The following is a 16,208-nucleotide window of genomic DNA, read 5'->3' as shown; positions in this document are numbered from 1 at the left end:
ATGACCGAGGTTGACGCCCATTTCGTGCAGTCCGAGCAGGACCGGTTCCAGCCGACCCGCTTTGCCCAGAGCCACTGGGGTCAGGATCATCTCAATGGCCCAGCGCTCGTCGGCCTGGCCGCCCGGGCATTGGAGTCAGCCTTCGGCCTGCCCGAATTTCTGCCGGCTCGGTTGACGGTCGACCTGTTCAAGGCCGCCCGTGGGCTGCCGACGACGACGAAGGTGGCGCTGATCCGCGACGGCAGGCGTGTCCGCAACTCCGAGTGCGAACTGGTCCAGGACGGCGTCACCGTCGCGCGGGCGACGTTGGTTCAATACCGGTTGAGTGAACCGCCGCGTGGTGAGGAATGGATCTCGACGGCCGGCTTCGAACCGCCCGCCGTGCTCGACGGAGATCGGACGACATACATGGGCAGCGATGCCGGCGGTTGGAGTCGCGCCATCGCCGATCATCAGAACGCGTCGCGTAAGCGATTCATGAACCGCACCATCACCGTGGTGCAGGGCCACCCGAATTCGCCCTTTGTGCGGGCGGCGATGGCGGCCGAGGGCACCAGCCTGGTCACCAACCTGGGAACCGCCGGCGTCGGCTACATCAACGGTGACCTCACGGTCGCGCTGTCGCGGCTCCCGCGAGACGAGTGGATCGGCGTGGAGGCGGACTCGCATCGGGCCGCCGACGGCATCGCGGTCGGCGCCTCGACGTTGTACGACAGTGCCGGGTCGTTCGGCACCGGCCTCGTCACCGCGATCAGCAACCCGGCGGCTCAGATCGATTTCAACAACGACCCGTTCCCGGATCGCACCGCACCGAGGTGACCGCCTGACCGGCACTGAGGTTTCCAGCCCGGCCGCAGCGGCAATAGAGCAGACATGGCCGGGCTGGATGACGGGTTCGAACGTGCGCTGTTGCAGGAGCTCTTGCTGGCCTATGGCCCGTGCGGTCAGGAGGACCAGGTGCGCGAGGTCTGCCGCCGGGAGCTGGAACACCTCGTCGACGAACTTTCGACCGATGCCGCAGGCAACCTCGTCGCCTTGATCAAGGGGGCGAAGCCGGGCGCCGCAACCACCCGGATACTGGCCCATCTCGATGAACTGTCCATGCTCGTCAAGCGGATCGAGCCGGACGGCACACTGCGGCTGACCCCGCTGGGCACGATGTACCCGGCCAATTTCGGTCTGGGCCCCGTCGCGATTCTGGGCGACGACGAAACCCTGTGCGGGGTCCTCGCATTGGGCTCGGAGCACACGACACAGGAAACCCAGCACGTCTGGCAGACCAAGCCCGACCAGGGCGACAAGGCACTGGATTGGCCGGATGTCTACGTATTCACCGGCATGGAGTCCGACCAGCTGGCCAAGACGGGTATCGGACCGGGCACCCGGGTGTGTATCGACCGCAGCAAGCGTGAGCTCATCGAGGTGGGTGACTACTTCGGCTGCTATTTCATGGACGACCGTGCCGCGGTACTCGCCCTGATCCTGCTGGCCCGACGGCTGAGTGACACCGGTCGGCGTCCGGCCGGCGACCTGTACCTGGTGTTCACGACGAACGAAGAGGTCGGCGGGGTAGGTGCCGCGCACGCCTGCCGGACCGTGCCCGGGGATCTCACGCTTGCGGTGGAAGTCGGCCCGACCGAAGCGGAGTACGGCACCACGGTCACCGGCGGGCCGATCGTGGCGTACAGCGACGCGCAGTGCGTATACGACAAGGGTGTCGCCGATCGCCTGTGTGCGATCGCACGGGATCTCGGATATTCGCCGCAGGCGGCGGTGCTCGGCGCCTTCGAGTCCGATGCGTCACACACAAAAGCCTCAGGGCTGTCGCCCCAGGCGGGACTGCTGTGTCTGCCGACCTTGAGTACGCATGGCTACGAGGTGATTTCCCGTACCGCCATCACGGCGGTGACAGATGTATTGGTCGAGGTCGTCGTCGATGGGTGAACTCACCGAAACACCACCCATCGCATGGCGGTGTACATGAACACCGCCTCACATCCTCCGGCGACGACCCGGGCCAGGTGGTACTCGACCCCCACGGCTGCCAGCCCGCTGGAGACGCCCAGGATGAATGCCAGGTAGTTGACCACGACTACGACCACGTACACCGACAGCTGGGGACCGACCGCCGCGTGCGAGCGGAAGTTCAGAGTCCGGTTCAGGTAGTAGGCCAGGCCGAAAGCAGCGGCGTATCCGACCGTCACCGCGACCGGGAGCGGCGCCCGGAACCCACCGTGCAGGAGTGTCAGGATCATCAGGTCGACCCCGAAGGTGAAGGTGTTGATCAACGCGAAACCGAGGAATGTCGGAGCCACAAGAGAATTCAGTGGTGCGGGCAGGGCCCGCACCACCGCGACGCACATCTGGTGGAATCGCTCGGCCGGCGTAACCCGGCGCGGTTCGCTCCGCACATGGACACGGTGACATCGGAAGGTGTCAGGACCGTGAGCAACGGGCGAACTTCACCGTCACTCCGAGATCGCCACGCCCTCATAGCTGGTCAGCATCTCGGTATTCGGCAACGCCATCTGCAGGTAAAGGTCGATGTGGCGGATCTTGTCGTCGGCGGTGAACTCGTACACCGAGATCGAGTTGACCACTGACTCGAAGTCGCCCATCTTGGTGCGTTCCTCGAGTTCGAGGAACACGACGCCGTCGACTTCGCTGACGCGCTTGAACAAGCCGTCCCACTCCGAAGCGGCGGCCCAGTTCGTCATGAAGTCGATGTACTGCTCCCAGTTCATGACCTCCTTGAAATTGCCGACGCGTTCAAACTCGTCGACGGCGACCAAGTCGGCCAGCGGGGCCCACCCTTCGGTCCCGAAGCCGGGTTGTTTGGCGGCGCCCACCAGTTGCTTGGTGGTGACCGCATACTGCACCACGGTGCGGCATCGACCGGTGTAGTCGTCGACAACTTCGCTGACATCTTTCAACGGTGGAATTCCTGTTCTGTGGTCGGATGGGCGATGGGACGCGTCAGGAGCCGGCTGCTGCCAGATATTTGTCGACGACCGAATGGAAGTGGGCGATGACGACTTCTTCCTTGACCAACGCCATGTGCTGCAGGGCGGTGTTGCGCAACCCGATCTGCTGACGTGGCATCTGCTCGTAATCCTGTTGCAGCGCTTCGAAATACTTGTAGCTGCCCGCCTCGTCGACGACGATCGGTTCCGCGGTGAAGGCGGCTTTCATCTCGTCCGGCAGCCACATATAGCTGGCCACATGCCAGATGCAGCGGTTGGGATCACCGTCCGGGTGCGGCAGCGACATGATGATCGTGGCTTCGCCGGCCCGGATGGTCATGAAGAAATTGGGGAACCACACCCAGCCGTGGTTGTCGCTCATCTGGGCGTCGGTCAGCTCGCTGACGTCAAGTCCCATGCCGGTCAGGGTGTCTCGCGTTGCCCGCTGCAGCAGCAGGCGGGCGGTGATGCCGTCGGGGAAGTTCAACGAGCCATCGTCGGCGCGGTACTCGGCGACAAGTTCCTGGAACCGGGGGAGCACCGCCACCGTCGACGGGAAGGTCTCGGGCAGATCCATGATGCCGTCGACCTGCTGCTCCGGGGTGGCTCCGACGACATCGAACGGTGCCATCGACACGCTGTGCTGCTCGAAGAACCGGTACCGGCTCGTGGCGGGGTCGATGTTGATCACCCGCAGCAACTGCGGGTGGATGCCGTCGATGTGGTAGCCCTCCTGGAAGGCATCGAGGACGACTTTCCAGTTGCAGTCGATGGCCTCGGTCACGTCCATCACCGTCACCATCTCGTCGAGGTGATACGGCGCCAGCATCGTCGCGACCTCCTCGCCGATGAAGTCCGCCAGAGGTCCGGCATTCGGATCAGGGTTGAGGAAGATGAACCCGGCGAAGGTTCCCACCGAGACCTCGATGAGGCCGTGGGTTTCTTTGTCGATCGGCCCGGCCAGCGCCTCCCGCAGCATGCCCTTGAGTCGGCCGTCGAGGTCGTAGGACCACAGGTGGTACTGGCAGAGAAAGCCACGTTTGGCGTTCCCGCGGGCCTCGCGACACAGCACGTTGCCGCGGTGTCGGCAGGCATTGACAAATGCGCGAAGCCTCTCGTCCTTACCCCGCACCACGAGGTAGGACTGATCAAAGATCTGGTACTGCTTCCAATCGCCGGCCTTGGTCAACTCGTCGACCCGGCCGACCACCTGCCACACCTTCTTCCAGATCGAATCACGCTCCTGGGCAACGAATTCCGGCGCGACATAGCGACTGGTGGGAATCTGCATCCGATAGGCATCGGGCGCGATGTCGTCCAGCTTGGTGGCGGTGTCGACCCAATTGCCGGGGCGTGCTGTCTGCACGGGCTGACCTCCTCATTCGATATCGGGGTTGCGAGGCGTGGTTGGAGAACAGAACGTCCTCACCTGTGACTGTGATCACTACTATACATTGACGTATCTGCAATACAAGTATGAATATCTATGGGACAAGCCGCAGCGATCGTGGAGGTGTTCTGGTGCGGGCTCAGTTGGACGTTCTGGCCAAAAGCGCAGAGCAAGCGGTGATCTGGGCCGGCGGACTCATCTGCGACCGAGCACTCGGGGGTTGGGCGGTCGTCGTCTGGCTACCGGAAACGGTCGGGACGCCGGCATTGAAGATTCTCGGCGCCGAGACCCGTATCGGGGTCCTGGACGCCGAGTTCGCCGACACCGGGACAACGCTGGTCCGGGTCGGCCATTCTCTGAGCTCGGCGGCGGAGCGCCCACGGCACCAGACCTATCGCTGTGTTCCGCCCGTTTCCCACAGCTCGCCGCACGACGGCTCCGGCCGGCAGGTCAGCAGCGACGATGCGCTTCAGCATCGCCTCAGCATGGCCGCCCGTGCCTTCAAAGAGCAGGCACTGAGAGCCTGCGGAAGTCTGGCCTCGGCCGGATTCACCGAGCACTTCCGGCCGGCCGAGCAGCGGTGGTCGCCGCGGCAGGCAGACACCGCCACACCCGCTGGCTAACGTTTGACAGGATGGGGTCATGGCCGAACGCTGGACGAAGCAACGCCGCTTGGAACACACGCGCAACGTCCTGCTGGATGCTGCCGAAGAGGTATTCGCGCGCAAAGGGTTTGACGGCGCCGCACTCGAAGACATCGCCGAAGTCGGGGGATACACCCGGGGTGCCATCTACTCCCACTTCGGCAGCAAGGCCGAACTGTTCCTCGCGGTGATCGAACGGCAGCGCCAACAATTCCTCGACGGATTCGCCGACGTCATCGAAACGTTCCACGCGCTCGAGGATCTCGACGCCGACGAACTCGGCGACCGCTGGCGAGATCTGGTGGCCGCCGAGGGGTCTGACCGTGCCGTCCTCGGATCCGAGTACACGCTGTTCCTGCTGCGTAACCCCGAGGCGCGCGAGCGCGTGGCTGCGCAGCGTGAGGAGACGGTCCGCGCGCTGGCCGACTACATCTCCAAGGGTGCCGCCCGCCTGGGCGGCCATCTGAGCATCCCGGCGCTGGACCTGGCCCGGGTCATTCTGGCCGCCAACGACGGCGTCACGCTCAACAGCCTTGTCGACGACCAAGCGGTCTACCGCCCGTTCCTTCGCATGGTTCTGGCCAATATTGTTGTCCCCAAGGGGAACGACTTGTGAGCAAGACCGGACATCCTGCGCGCACCGGCGCGCTGATGGCCATGGCCTCCATGCTCTGCGTACAGATCGGGCTGGCGGTTGCCGTCGGCCTGATCGATGACATCGGCGCCGAGGGTGCCGCATGGCTGCGCTTGGCGTGGGCGGGCGTCCTGATGCTCGTCATCGTGCGACCACGCCCCTCGGCGTTCACGAGATCGGCATTCTGGACCTGCGTCGCACTCGGCGTGGTCACCGCCGGGGTGACGATGCTCTTCATGGCGGCCCTGTCCCGGATCCCGCTCGGCACGGCAAGCGCGCTGGAATTCCTCGGGCCGCTCGGGGTGGCCGTCGCGCACGGGAAAGGCCGCAATCGGATTCTGTGGCCCGGGCTGGCGGCCGCCGGGGTGGTCCTGCTCACCGAGCCGTGGACGGGCGACGTCGACCTCATCGGTGTGCTCTACGCACTGAGCGCGGCACTGTGCTGGGCGTGCTACATCCTGCTGACGCAGCGGGTCGGCGATGAGGTGGCCGGTATCAAGGGACTGGGGGTGTCGATGCCGGTGGCCGGTCTGGTCGGCAGCGCGGTGGTGGGGCCGTCGGTATTTCCCCAGCTGACCCCGCAGCTACTGCTGATCGGTGTGGGGCTGGCGATCCTGCTGCCGGTGGTTCCTTTCGCCCTCGAGATGTCCGCGTTGCGGTATCTGAGCACGGCGGCGTTCGGGACGCTGATGGCGTTGGAGCCCGCCTTCGCGATGCTGGTCGGTTTCGTTCTGCTCCATCAGGCTCCGGCCGCGGCGGCGGTGATCGGTATCTGCCTGGTGGTGGCGGCGGGAATCGGGGCAGCTCGCACGGGTGCGCGCGCCACACCGGTCCCTGCCGAGATCGGTTGATCCGGCTACGCTGGCGCCAATGGCACGCGGTGGAGTCTTCAATTCCCCGGTCTCGCGGTGGTTCAATGCGGCAGCGGTGGGCCTGACCCGGGTACCGGTGTTCGGCCGATGGATCGGTCACGGTGTGGTGGTGATCGGTTACACCGGGCGGCGGTCGGGTCAGTGGTTCGAAACCCCGGTTTCGGTAAAGCGGGACGGCGATCAGGTGACCATCCACGTGATGGCGCCGGACAGCAAGAACTGGTGGCGCAACTTCCTCGGCGAGGGGGGACCGCTCACCTTGCGGAACCTGGACGGCACGGATCGCACGGGGCACGCGGTCGCCCACCGTGACGGCCGGGGCAAGGTGGCCGTCACGGTGCAGCTCGACGCCTCCTGATCAGGAGACGTCGATCCGCTTGCGCCGGTACAGCGTTCCGGCCACGAGCAGCAGCAAGCTGATCACCAGGATGGCTGTGGCCAGCACGTTGATCTGCGGCGGCACCGCAGCCTTGACCGCCGCATTGACGTACAGCGGATACGTGACGGTGGAGCCGCTGACGAAGTAGGTGATGATGAAGTCGTCGAGCGAGAGTGCGAACGACAGCATGGCCGCGGCGACGATGCCCGGAACTATCAGCGGCAGAGTCACTCTGAAGAACGTTCTGGTCGGGCTGGCACCGAGGTCCATTGACGCGTCCTCAAGTGTCCAGTCGAATCCGCGGACTCTGGCCCGCACCGTCATGGCGATGAAGCTGACCTCGAATGCGACGTGGGCGACGAGGATCGTGGTGTAGCCCGCAGCCCAGCCGAGGTCGAGGAACAGGGTCAGCAGGGAGGCGCCCATCACGACCTCGGGCGCGGTCAGCGGGAGCACCAGGAACGTATCGACCGCTTTGTGGCCGCGGAAGCGTTGGCGCACAAGGGCGATGGCGACCAGGGTGCCGAGCACCAGTGCGATGGCGGTGGATACCGCTGCGACGTTCAAGCTCAGCTTGAGGGCGTCGGTCAGCGCCGGGTACTTGAACGGGTGCGCCCAGTTGTCGAGCGTGAACCCCTGCCAGGTGTAGTTGAACTTGCCTGCCGGCCTGTTGAACGAGAACATCACGATCACGAAGATCGGCAGGAACAGGTACAGCAACACCAGGCCGGCGACAATCCGCAGTGCCCAGTCACCCCATCGTGGTGAGCCTTTGACTACTTTCGGTTCAGCCGGACTGGTGGCGTCGGCCATCGCGGTCAACGTCATACGAGATCCTCCGTACCGAGCGCCCGCGTGTACAGCAGTACGCCGACCAGGATGATCGCCATGAGCACCATGCTGAGTGCGGCTGCCGCGGGATAGTCCTTGACCACCAGGAACTGCTTCTGGATCACGTTGCCGATCATGGTGGTTTGCGTGCTGCCGAGGTAGTCCGCATTGATGAAATCGCCCGCAGCGGGGATGAACACCAGCATGCTTCCGGCAAGTACCCCTGGCATCGACAGCGGCAGAATCACTTTCGTGAAGCTGCGGGCGTTCGAGGAGTACAGGTCCTTGGAGGCCTCGATCAGGCGCGGATCGATCTTCTCCAGGCTCACGTACAGCGGCAGGATCATGAAGATGATCCAGTTGTAGGTCAGGCCGCCGACAACGGCCCAACTCGTAGACAACAGCCGTCCCTCGCTGGGCAGCAGTCCGATGGACCCGAGCGCGCTCACCACCACACCGTCGTCGGCGAGAATCGTCTTCCAGGCGATCGTGCGGATCAGGAAGGTGACGAAGAACGGCAGAATCACCAGGCCGAGGATCAGGTTCTTGTATCGGCCGGCCTTGAAGGCGATGACGTAGGCCAGTGGAAAGGCCAGCAGCGCACACAGCAGAGTCGCCACCAAGGCATAGCCGAACGTCCGAAGAATCTGGTCCTGATACTCGCTGAACGCATGTGCGTAATTGCCGAAGTTCCAGTCGAATTCCAGTGTCGGAAGGTACACCGAACCGCCGGATGTCGACAACGAGGTGCGTGCCAGCGAGATGAACGGCACCACGAAGAAGATTCCGAGGTACACCAACGCCGGCAGGATCATCAGATACGGGGCGATCTTGCTCCGCTGCCGGCTACTGGTGGCCACGCCTGCCATCGGCGTCAGCCTCCGGTCACTGCGGCGTACAGACTGTTGAACTCCTGAGTCTGTTCGTCGGTGAGCGCCGGCCAGGACTTGAGCTTGGCCTGGACGTCGGCGGGCGGGTTGATCAGCGGGTTGCTCGCCAGCTTGGGGTCGATCTTGGCGAGCTCGTCGGTCATGTCGGACAGCACCGGCACGAACTGGGTGAACGCAATGAGTTTGGCGTAGTTCGCCCGGTCGTAGACGTAGTCGATCCAGGCCTCGGCCGCCTTCTCGTTCTGCGAGGTGTAGGGAATCACCATGGTGTCGATGAACCAGTCGCCGCCAGACTCCGGCACGATGAACTGCAGGTCCGGGTTGTCGGCCTGCAACTGCACGACGTCACCCGAATATGCCTGGGCTACAGCGATATTTCCGGCTGCCAGATCGTCGGCGTAGTCGTTGCCGGTGAACCGCCGGATCTGCCCCTTGTCCTTCTGCTCGCGGATGAAATCGACCGCCTTGGTGATGGATTCGGTGGTCGGATCCTCGACGGAGTTGCCTTGCCACTGCATGATCATGCCGAGCCCATCTTGGGTGTCGGACAACAAACTGACCCGGCCCTTGAAGGCCGGATCCCACAGGTCGTCGATCTTGGTGATGTCGCGTCCGGTAGCGGCCTTGTTGTAGGCCAGGCCCACCATGCCGGTCATGTACGGTGCGGTGTACTTGCGGCCCGGATCGGCCTTCGAGTTGAGCAGGTCTTCGCGGAGATTCTTCTTGTTGGGGACGCGGGAGTCCCGAATCTCGTTGAGCCACTTGAGTCCTGCCAGCCGGACTGCCATGAACTCGGTGGGCACCACGAGGTCGGCCCCGATGTCCTGCTTGCGGGACAACGGTTCCTTGACCTTGGCGAACCACTGCTCGTTGTCGTTGAAATCCTCTTTGTAATCCACGGTCAGGCCGGTCTTGGTCTGGAACGCTGCGACGAATCCGTCGGCCATGTACAGCGGCCAGTTCGAGATGCGCACGTTGCCGGTGGCCGGCGATCCATCGTCGGGGGCGGCCGACGATGTCCCGGCGGAGCCACCCTCACCACCTGTCCCGCATGCGGCCAGCACGGCGGGGCCCAGCGCGAATGCGGCGGCGGCCGCAGCGCCACCACCGAGGAAGCGACGCCGCGAGGTGCGGTTCGCGGTCAGTCGGGCGAGCAGGCGGGGGTCGATATTTTCAGGCATGGGCGGCCTTTCGGTGAATTCGGACGCTTTTGGTCACGGGCAGGGGCGGCGGGTGGAGAGTGCCTACGTATCGTCGAGCATCTCTTCGAGATCTTCGGTGGTCGGGATGTCCGCGGCCGGAAGCACCCGCGACGCGTCAGGCGACCAACCCACGTGGACCTGATCGCCGGGACGCAGCAGGGGCAGTTCCTGCTCGGGGCCGACGTGGGCGATGATCGTCGAATCATCAGGCGCTGCAAGGGAGAGCCTGAGCACCGGACCCTGGAAGGTCAGGTCTTTGACGGTGGCGGGAACGGTGGCCACCTCCCCGGTGGGCACTTCCATCGAGACGCGGACCCGCTCCGGGCGGATCATCAGGGTTGCCTGCCCACCGGGCTCGATGGTGGTATCGCCGGGCTTGGCCTTGAGCGTGGTACCGAGTACCTCCACCTCGACGAAGTCGCGGTTGGAGCGTCCGGTCTGCCGGCCCGCCCACAGGTTGGCCTGTCCGATGAAGCTGGCGACGAAAACGGTTGCCGGGCGGTCATATATCTCGGTGGGGCTGCCGATCTGCTCCACGTTTCCGTTGTTCATCACCGCGATCCGGTCGCTCATCGTGAGCGCCTCTTCCTGATCGTGGGTGACGTAGATGAACGTGATGCCGACCTCGCGCTGGATCCGCTTGAGTTCGAACTGCATTGCGTGGCGCAGTTTGAGATCAAGGGCGCCGAGCGGCTCATCGAGCAGGAGCGCGCTCGGGTAGTTGACCAGGGCGCGGGCCAGGGCCACGCGCTGTTGCTGACCGCCTGAGAGCTGGCCGGGCTTGCGCTTGGCGAAGTCGGTGAGCCGAACGATTTCCAGCAGCTCGTCGACGCTGCGTTTGATCTCGGTCTTGTCCTTCTTCATGCTGCGCGGCCCGTAGGCGACGTTGTCCCACACTGTCATGTGTGGAAACAGCGCATAGTGCTGGAAGACCGTGTTGACGTTGCGCTTGTGCGGTGGCACGCGGGAGACGTCGACGCCCTCCAGCCGGATTGCGCCCTCGGTCGGGCTTTCGAATCCGGCGATCATGCGCAGCGTGGTGGTCTTCCCGCAGCCCGAGGGGCCGAGCATCGAGAAGAACTCACCCGAGGCGATCGAGAAGTCAGCCTCGGCTACGGCTACGTAGTCGCCGAACCGTTTCGTGACGTGGTCGATCTCTATGACTGGCGCGCCGGTGCGTGGCGAGCCGTCGTGTCCCGTCGACTTGTCGACGGCGGTGATTTCTGGGCCGGTCAGCGGAATCCTCCTCCAGTGCAGCCGCGGAAGCTGTCGGTAAACAATCGCGGATTGTTCCGACCTTCGCAACCGTTTCCGCAATGAATTAACAATTTTTCAATGGAATCCTTCGTCCGAAGCGCCCTGACAGCGTGATTCCATGGCGTGGCGGCTCAACGGCCGCGGCGGATGTGGGCTGCCGAAGATCCGGAGCGGCAGCGACTGGCCGGCCTCAAGTTTCGCAGCTCAGTGGTTTGTCGCGACGCGAAAACCGGCGACTGAGACGGATCAGCCCCACTCGTGGTTCATCGCGCGGGACTCGGAAAGGGTGTGCACGGAGTCGCCGTGGCGGTCCGGTGCCCGGGACACCGCGATGAGGGCCATCGCCAACGCCGCGGTGACCGCACCGGCGACGAAGATCGTCACGAAACTGCCTTCCGAGGGCACCGCCCGGTGCCCGAGCAGCACGGCCACGACCGCCGCCGCCACGGAGCTACCGATGGTTCGTGCAATCGCATTCATGCTCGTGGCGATGCCGGTCTCGCTGTTGTCCACCTCGCTGACCACCAGTGCCGGCAACGCGCCGTATCCGAGGCTGATGTAAGCGTTGGCCAGCACACCGGCCAGGACGACCTGCCAGGCCCGGTCATGTGCGACGGCGAGCATGACGAATCCGGCGATACCCGCGACAGCGGCCACCACCAGCACCCGGCGCGCTCCGTACCGGTCGATGTACCGGCCACTGACCAGTGCCACGAGGAAACCGGTGAGCGCGCCGGGGAGAAGGAAGTAGACGCTCGCCTGCAGCACGCCGGCCCCGAACCCGTAGCCTGCGGCCTCGCGTGACATCTGCACGAACTGGGTGAGGCCGAGGAACGCGAAGTACAGACCCATGCCGACCAGGATCGTGGCCAGGTTGGTGAGCAGGATGGGTCGGCGGGCCAGCATCGTGGTCGAGACCAGCGGATCGGCGGCGCGCCGTTCCCACCACCACCAGCCGGCCAGCACGCCGGCGCCGCCGAGGAGAAAACCGATCGTGCCCGGATGACTCCATCCCCACGCATTGCCCTGGGTGATCGCCAAGAGCACCGACGACAGCCCGATCGCCAGACCAGCGGCACCCAGCCAGTCGATCGCGCCCCCGGCTTCGGGCCGGCGGTTGGGCACGACCGCGACCGCCACGACGATGACCACGGCGGTGAACGCGGTGGTGAGCCAGAAGACGCGGTGATATCCGGCGTCACCGGACATCAGGAGTCCGGTGACGACGAGGCCGACGCCGCCGCCGAAGCCGAGCGTTCCGGACAGCACCGACATCGCGCCGACCAGTCGATCCTCGGCGAGTTCTTCCCGCAGGATCGCGATGCTGATCGGGTAGAGCGCATAGGAGGCGCCCTGCAAGATGCGAGCCACGACCAGCAGCGGCACCGACGCGGTGACCGCAGCCAGCACCGACCCCATCAGCACGACCATCAGTACACCCAGCAGGACACGCTTCTTGCTGTAGAGGTCGGCGAGCCGCCCAATCAGCGGAGTCGAGGCCGCCGCCGCCAGCAGGTTGGCGGTGACGGCCCAGCTGACCGCAACCGAGGAGGTGTTCAGCTGATGGGCGATGATGCCCAGGATCGGGACCACCGCGGTCTGCAGGACGGCGACGGTGAGGGCGACCAGACTGAGGCCGGCAATCAGGACACCGGGGCGGCGCGACATTGCGATCGTCGCGGGAGAGCCGGACCGGTCAGCTTCGGTCCTCGCCACTTCCGCTCCGATCCATAGTTAATCTTTGTGTTTCCCGATTATGGCCATGGTGCGGCACGCGCCCGCACACCGGGTACGTGGTCGAATAGACAAATGGCTTTCGGGGTCAGCGCACTCAACGCGTCAACGTTCAGCGGGCGTCGCCCTACCGGTGCGGGCGATCTGACGATCGAGACCCATGGGATCGCGCCGCTCACCGCCGACCAGCGCTACGGACATCCGGCCCGGCTGTTCACGGTCTGGTTCGCACCGCAGGTGAACATGACCGGAGTATTCACCGGGACATTGGCGATCACCCTCGGGTTGGGCTTCTGGCTGGGCCTGCTGGCCATGGTGATCGGCACGGTCCTGGGCTCGGCTGTGGTGGCCTACCTGTCGACGTGGGGCCCCCGAACCGGGGCAGGGCAACTTCCCAACGCACGCATGGCCTTCGGCGGCCTGGTGGTGGTGCCGGGCATCCTGCAGTGGGGGTCGTCGATAGCGTGGGACGCGCTCGTCGGCCTGTTCGGTGGCGAGGCGCTCGCGACGCTGCTGGGCATCCCGTTCTGGAGTGCGGTACTGATCGTGCTGGCCGTCCAGGGCGTCGTCGGCTTCTTCGGCTACGAGCTGATCCACCGACTGCAGGCGGTGCTGACCGTCATCCTGTTTCTCACGTTCGCCGTGTTCACCGTCAAACTGGTCAGCGGACATGACATCGTGGTGGCGCCGTCGGTGGGTGGTGCGGACCTGGCCGGAGCCTTCGTCTTCGAGGTCACGATCGCTCTGAGTCTGGCCATCTCGTGGGCCAGTTATGCTGCCGATTTCAGCCGGTATCTTCCGACGGATTCGTCCCGGTGGCAGGTGTTCGGCTATTCGTTCGCCGGGATCGTGTTGGCCTACGTCTTCGTTCAGGGCATCGGCATCGCGGCCGCATCGGTCATCGGAGAGCACACGGCCGATGGTGTCCACGCGGTCATGGGCGGCGGTCTGCTCGGCGCCGTGGCTTTGTTGGTGATCGCGCTCGCGGCGATCGGGTCGGGGGTGATGAACGACTACAGCGGTTCCTTGGCCCTGCAGACCATCGGCGTGCGGGTGCGCAGACCGGTCTCGGCGATCATCGTGACGGCACTGGCGTTCGGCCTGATCCTGTGGCTGCACGCCGCCGACACCGCGACCAGGTTCACCGATGTCCTGCTCTTGGTCAGCTACTGGATTCCGGCGTTCGTCGCGGTGATCGTGGTGGATTGGATGCTCCGCACCAGGGGACGCACCAGCATCGACCCGAGTGCCGAACCCACGGTTCGCCGCGACGCGGTGGCCGCTCTGTTCGCGTTCCTGCTTGCCTACGTGGTGGCCATGCCGTTCATGAACACCACCCTGATCCAGGGCGCGGTGGCGACCGCTTGGCATGGCGCCGACATTGCCTACTTCGTCAATTTCCTTGCAGCGCTGTTTATTTACGGTGGCTATCGACTTGTGACGCACCGCTCCTAGCAGTCACTGCAGTGCGGCGAGTACGTGCTCGGTGAAGGACGAGGTCGACGCGCTGCCACCGATGTCGGGCGTTCCGACACCGGCGTCGAGGACGCGACGGATGGCCTGCTCGATCCGGTCGGCAGCGCCGCCGAGTGCCGGTGTGCCGCCGTCGCGGCCGGCCAGCCAGCGCAGCAACATCGCGGTGGACAGGATCATCGCCACGGGGTTGGCGATGTCGCGTCCGGCAATGTCGGGCGCCGATCCGTGTGCGGCCTGCGCCATCGCGTGCGTGTGCGACGCGTTGATGGAGGGCCCCATCCCCAGTGAGCCGCTCAATTGGCCGGCCAGGTCGGAGAGGATGTCACCGAACATGTTCTCCGCGACGATCACGTCGAAATCGCGCGGATGGCTCACCAATCGAGCCGCCAGCGCGTCGATGTGCTCGCCACGCACTTCCACATCGGGGTAGCTCTCGGCGACGGTCAGACACACATCGCGGAACAACCCGGTGGTCTTGGCCAGGACATTCGTCTTGTGGGCGATGGTGACTGACTTGCGCCGGGCGACGGCCAGTTGGAACGCCTGATGGGCGATCCGCTCACACGCGGTCCGGGTGAAGACGGCGACGGCCAGCGCGACATCAGGCGTTGGCATGAATTCGCCTGCACCGTCGTACATGTTGCGGTCGGCGTAGAACCCTTCGGTGTTCTCCCTGACGATGACGACGTCGAGATCGGGGCATACCGCATGGACGGCGGTGCTCAAGGTTCGCGCGGGCCGGATGTTGGCGAACAGGTTGTAGCGCTTGCGGATTGCCCCGCCGGGCGACAAGGTGCCGCGGAACTGGTCGGGGTATCCGGCGTTGTCGTGCGGTCCGAGGATCCATCCGGGCAGCCCGTCGAGTTCGGCCAGTGTCGGTTCTGGCAGCGGAGTTCCGAACTCGCCGATCGCCTCGATGCCGAAGGCTAGTTCGCGCCAGTGCACGTCGACCGACGCTGTGGCCAGCGCCTGTTCGGCAACCCTGGTTGCCGCATCCACGATCTCCGGTCCGATACCGTCGCCCAGAAGCACTCCCAAGGTCAGCACTCTGTCACCTTCCGCTCACACGGGATGGGTTGCGAACCACTGCAACAACATATCCGCGATCTCCGCCGGCTTTTCCTCCGGCAGCCAGTGTGACGCGCCGCGGAGCGTCTCGAAACGGTAGGGACCGCTCACGTAATTCGCGGTGTCGCGCGCCGGCTTGGCGGTGATCGCGATGTCGCGGTCACTCCAGACATACAGCGTCGGCACCGTGATCTTGTCCGTTGCGGCCCGCCCGAGCCGGCTCAGCGGCATGGCGCGATACCAGTTCAGCGCCGCGGTCAGGGCCCCGGGCTCCGCCATGGCCCGAGCGTCACGGTCGGCGGCCTGGGGTGCCAGCCCGCTGCGGATCAAGGATTTGGCAATGGCCTTACCACGGCCGTCGCGCCCGAGCATCAATCGTTCGGACACCCAGGGCAGTTGATTGACGTACATGTACCAGGACGCCAGACCCTGCCGGCTGGTCAGCATGGACCGCACGAACGCCATCGGGTGGGGTACCGACAGCGCGGACAACGAGGCCAACCTCTCGGGTGCGCTGGCGGCCACGCCCCATGCGACCGCGGCGCCCCAATCGTGGCCGACGAGATGCACTCGGTCGGCACCGCTGGCGTCGATCAGCGCCAGGGTGTCCTCGACCAATTCCGCCGAACGGTAGTCGCGGCGGCGGGTCGGCCGGGCACCCGGCGAGTACCCGCGCTGGTTGGGCGCCAGGCACCTGAAGCCCTTGGCGGTGAGCAGCGGGGCGATCTGCGCCCAGCTGGTGTTCTGCTGCGGGAAGCCGTGCAGCAGCACGACCACCGGGCCGTCGGCAGGTCCGCTCTCGGTGACGTCGAATACGAATTCCCCGCGGCGGTATTGATCCATGAGCAGCATCATGCCAAGTAGACGA

At 65.1% G+C, this 16,208-nt stretch carries 17 protein-coding genes; 7 read left to right on the top strand and 10 right to left on the bottom strand.

Annotation, left to right across the window (positions count from 1 at the left end):
* Both A5779_RS10460 and A5779_RS10455 read left to right on the top strand, forming a co-directional pair.
* Nucleotides 1-819, top strand: coding sequence for an acyl-CoA thioesterase domain-containing protein (locus A5779_RS10460; protein ID WP_064881502.1), 819 nt, complete (start codon nt 1-3; stop codon nt 817-819).
* A gap of 54 nt (nt 820-873) precedes the next feature.
* The gene (locus A5779_RS10455) at nt 874-1,944 is read left to right on the top strand and encodes a M20/M25/M40 family metallo-hydrolase (RefSeq protein WP_064881500.1); all 1,071 of its coding nucleotides are present in this window, start codon (nt 874-876) and stop codon (nt 1,942-1,944) included.
* A 2-nt stretch (nt 1,945-1,946) separates the two neighbouring features.
* Here A5779_RS10455 and A5779_RS10450 read toward each other — a convergent pair whose 3' ends face one another.
* The 3 genes from A5779_RS10450 to A5779_RS10440 form a co-directional block, all read right to left on the bottom strand.
* Complete coding sequence (locus A5779_RS10450) at nt 1,947-2,363, bottom strand: GtrA family protein (RefSeq protein ID WP_064881553.1); 417 nt, start codon at nt 2,361-2,363, stop codon at nt 1,947-1,949.
* A gap of 105 nt (nt 2,364-2,468) precedes the next feature.
* On the bottom strand, nt 2,469-2,942 hold the full coding sequence (locus tag A5779_RS10445) for a hypothetical protein (protein ID WP_110777094.1): 474 nt from the start codon (nt 2,940-2,942) through the stop codon (nt 2,469-2,471).
* Between the two features lie 34 nt (nt 2,943-2,976).
* Entirely contained in the window at nt 2,977-4,329 is a 1,353-nt protein-coding gene (locus A5779_RS10440) for an aromatic ring-hydroxylating oxygenase subunit alpha (RefSeq protein WP_064881496.1), read from the bottom strand.
* Nucleotides 4,330-4,484: 155 nt separating this feature from the next.
* On the opposite strand from A5779_RS10440, the gene A5779_RS10435 reads away from it, so the two are divergent.
* The 4 genes from A5779_RS10435 to A5779_RS10420 are packed head-to-tail and all read left to right on the top strand — an operon-like array spanning nt 4,485 to nt 6,861.
* Complete coding sequence (locus tag A5779_RS10435) at nt 4,485-4,976, top strand: hypothetical protein (protein WP_064958685.1); 492 nt, start codon at nt 4,485-4,487, stop codon at nt 4,974-4,976.
* Between the two features lie 19 nt (nt 4,977-4,995).
* Entirely contained in the window at nt 4,996-5,613 is a 618-nt protein-coding gene (locus A5779_RS10430; protein ID WP_064881493.1) for a TetR/AcrR family transcriptional regulator, read from the top strand.
* 35 nt (nt 5,614-5,648) lie between these two features.
* The gene (locus A5779_RS10425; RefSeq protein WP_064881551.1) at nt 5,649-6,482 is read left to right on the top strand and encodes an EamA family transporter; all 834 of its coding nucleotides are present in this window, start codon (nt 5,649-5,651) and stop codon (nt 6,480-6,482) included.
* Between the two features lie 19 nt (nt 6,483-6,501).
* Entirely contained in the window at nt 6,502-6,861 is a 360-nt protein-coding gene (locus A5779_RS10420; RefSeq protein ID WP_110777092.1) for a PNPOx family protein, read from the top strand.
* Here A5779_RS10420 and A5779_RS10415 read toward each other — a convergent pair whose 3' ends face one another.
* From A5779_RS10415 to A5779_RS10395, 5 genes are all read right to left on the bottom strand, one after another.
* Nucleotides 6,862-7,710, bottom strand: coding sequence for an ABC transporter permease (locus tag A5779_RS10415; protein ID WP_064881491.1), 849 nt, complete (start codon nt 7,708-7,710; stop codon nt 6,862-6,864).
* Nucleotides 7,707-8,582, bottom strand: a complete 876-nt coding sequence (locus A5779_RS10410) for an ABC transporter permease (protein WP_064881489.1) — start codon at nt 8,580-8,582, stop codon at nt 7,707-7,709. The genes A5779_RS10415 and A5779_RS10410 overlap by 4 nt, the downstream gene beginning before the upstream one ends.
* Before the next feature lie 5 nt (nt 8,583-8,587).
* Complete coding sequence (locus A5779_RS10405; protein ID WP_064881487.1) at nt 8,588-9,784, bottom strand: polyamine ABC transporter substrate-binding protein; 1,197 nt, start codon at nt 9,782-9,784, stop codon at nt 8,588-8,590.
* 63 nt (nt 9,785-9,847) lie between these two features.
* A complete protein-coding gene (locus tag A5779_RS10400; protein WP_330220065.1) occupies nt 9,848-11,026 on the bottom strand; it encodes an ABC transporter ATP-binding protein in 1,179 nt (392 codons plus the stop codon).
* A gap of 282 nt (nt 11,027-11,308) precedes the next feature.
* Nucleotides 11,309-12,730: an MFS transporter gene (locus A5779_RS10395; protein ID WP_064881485.1), complete on the bottom strand. Its 1,422-nt coding sequence runs from the start codon at nt 12,728-12,730 to the stop codon at nt 11,309-11,311.
* Nucleotides 12,731-12,871: 141 nt separating this feature from the next.
* On the opposite strand from A5779_RS10395, the gene A5779_RS10390 reads away from it, so the two are divergent.
* Entirely contained in the window at nt 12,872-14,251 is a 1,380-nt protein-coding gene (locus A5779_RS10390; RefSeq protein ID WP_064881483.1) for a purine-cytosine permease family protein, read from the top strand.
* Nucleotides 14,252-14,254: 3 nt separating this feature from the next.
* Here A5779_RS10390 and A5779_RS10385 read toward each other — a convergent pair whose 3' ends face one another.
* The gene (locus A5779_RS10385; RefSeq protein WP_064881481.1) at nt 14,255-15,319 is read right to left on the bottom strand and encodes an isocitrate/isopropylmalate dehydrogenase family protein; all 1,065 of its coding nucleotides are present in this window, start codon (nt 15,317-15,319) and stop codon (nt 14,255-14,257) included.
* A 15-nt stretch (nt 15,320-15,334) separates the two neighbouring features.
* A complete protein-coding gene (locus tag A5779_RS10380) occupies nt 15,335-16,183 on the bottom strand; it encodes an alpha/beta fold hydrolase (RefSeq protein ID WP_064881545.1) in 849 nt (282 codons plus the stop codon).
* Nucleotides 16,184-16,208 lie beyond the last annotated feature (25 nt).

Source organism: Mycolicibacterium peregrinum, assembly GCF_001665625.1.
Classification (GTDB): domain Bacteria; phylum Actinomycetota; class Actinomycetes; order Mycobacteriales; family Mycobacteriaceae; genus Mycobacterium; species Mycobacterium peregrinum_B.
This window is presented reverse-complemented; position numbering and strand designations above follow the sequence as displayed.